The following is a 2,092-nucleotide window of genomic DNA, read 5'->3' on the forward strand; positions in this document are numbered from 1 at the left end:
GTAAGCGTCTGCTAAACCCCACATAGTAATCGCTGCTAAAAACCATAAAGTCTTTTGTTTTCTAAATTGGAATATAAGGCTTATGTTTACGACGTCTGATCAGCTTAATGTAACCCTCATTTGTGGGCCAACCGATATGCGTAAAGCCATTGATGGTCTATGCAACATTGTCGCGTACGATCTGGAAAAAGAGCCGTGTAGCGATCATATTTTTGTCTTTTGTGGCCGAGCGCGCGATAAAATCAAAATCTTACAATGGGCATCGAATGGCTTCTGGCTACATTATAAGCGGCTCGAAAAAGGGCATTTCCAATGGCCTGGTATTGATGATGAGCACTTGTCCATTCAAGTTTCACCCCGTCAGCTGAATTGGTTACTAGATGGTCTTGCGCTCAATGTACAAGACGCTCACCCACATTTAACCTATCGATATCATGACGATTAGGGCATTCGCTTGGTATAATCCAAGCCATGAAAATACTTCCTGATGACTTACCCAGTGACATTGAATCGCTTAAGGCTCTTTTGCTTGAGCAGTCGTTGTTGTTGGGTGAAAAAGAGTCATCATTAATAGAACAAGAAAAAGCATTAACAGAAAAAGATACCAAAATCGCTGAATGGGAGTCTAAGTATCAGCTCATTCTTGAGCAATGGCGTTTGGCACAACAAAAACAGTTTGGTAAAGCCTCTGAAGTGTCCCCAGGTCAAGGCGATCTGTTTGACGAATCAGAAAGTGACTCACAAGAAGACTATTCTGATGCTGAGTTAGATAATCAAATCGTTTCTTATACGCGTACAAAACCTAAGCGCAAATCTTTGCCAAAAGATTTACCTCGTGACACGGTTGTGGTGGATTTACCAGAATCGGACAAAACCTGTGCTGGCTGTCAGACACCACTGCATCGTATTGGCGAAGACACTTCTGAGAAATTAGAGTTTCTTCCTGCCCAATTAAAAGTCATTGAAACCGTTCGCCCTAAATACGCATGCCGTCAATGTGAAAAGACCGAAACGAAAACAACGATCAAGCAAGCCCCGATGCCGGCCAGCATTATCCCCAAAGGTATTGCGACACCTAGCCTGTTAAGCCAAGTGATTACCGGTAAGTTCCAATACAGCTTGCCTTTATATCGACAAGAAACCATGTTCAAGCAATATGGCATTGAACTGAGTCGGCAAACGATGTCGGACTGGATGCAGAAATGCTCTGCTGCATTACAGCCTCTTTATGATCGACTTCATACGATCTTACTTGAACAGCCCGTGATCCAGGCGGATGAAACGACGCTCAATGTCATTAAAGAGGCTCGTTCAAGTTGCTACATGTGGCTCTATTGCACCGGTAAAGATAGGCCCGATAAACAAAGCCCGATCCCCAATATTGTGTTATACGACTTCCAACCCACACGAAGTGCTCAATGTGCCATCGATTTTTTACGAGGGTTCGATGGGTATCTGAATGTGGATGGCTATTCTGCTTACAAATCGACCAAAGCAACGCTGGCCGGTTGTTGGGCACACGCACGTCGAAAATTTATTGAAGCGGAAAAAGGCATGGCCAAAGGGAAGTCGGGCAAAGCGACGGTGGCGATCAATCACATCAAAAAGCTGTATGCCGTCGAAACATTGGCTAAGCAACAAGAAACAGCAGAAGAAGCCCTTCGGATCCGACAAGAAAAAGCGCCAGCCATATTAGAGAAGTATAAAGCATGGCTCGAAAAGTCCGCTCAACAAGTACCGCCCAAAACCCTCTTAGGCAAAGCGATACGATACAACCTCAATCAATGGGACAAGCTCACGATCTACTTAACCGATGGACGGATCAACATCGACAACAACCGAGCGGAAAGAGCGATTAAGCCCTTCGTAATCGGCCGTAAAAACTGGTTGTTTGCCAATACCGGTAACGGAGCCAAATCGAGCGCGATACTTTACAGTGTGATCGAGACCGCCAAAGCAAATGGCCTCATCCCTTATGATTACCTAGTGACACTCTTCGAATCGCTTCCAAAACGACAGGCTAACGAAAGTCTTGATGACCTGCTGCCATGGAACATCAAACGCATCTAGGTGGCGATGGCCGGACGTTTAC

At 45.1% G+C, this 2,092-nt stretch carries 2 protein-coding genes; both read left to right on the forward strand.

Features of this window, described 5'->3' with window-relative positions:
* Positions 1–82: 82 nt before the first annotated feature.
* A complete protein-coding gene (gene tnpB / locus J9B83_RS15675) occupies positions 83–445 on the forward strand; it encodes an IS66 family insertion sequence element accessory protein TnpB (protein ID WP_211537721.1) in 363 nt (120 codons plus the stop codon).
* Positions 446–471: 26 nt separating this feature from the next.
* Positions 472–2,070, forward strand: a complete 1,599-nt coding sequence (gene tnpC, locus J9B83_RS15680) for an IS66 family transposase (protein WP_211537722.1) — start codon at positions 472–474, stop codon at positions 2,068–2,070.
* Positions 2,071–2,092: the final 22 nt, after the last annotated feature.

Origin of the sequence: Marinomonas vulgaris, from assembly GCF_018145875.1 — a bacterium.
Taxonomy (GTDB): Bacteria; Pseudomonadota; Gammaproteobacteria; order Pseudomonadales; family Marinomonadaceae; genus Marinomonas; species Marinomonas vulgaris.

Excerpts from the sequence above, each read along its gene's own strand:
- tnpB (WP_211537721.1), top strand. The coding sequence starts at position 83 with ATGTTTACGACGTCTGATCAGCTTAATGTAACCCTCATTTGTGGGCCA.
- tnpC (WP_211537722.1), top strand. The coding sequence starts at position 472 with ATGAAAATACTTCCTGATGACTTACCCAGTGACATTGAATCGCTTAAG.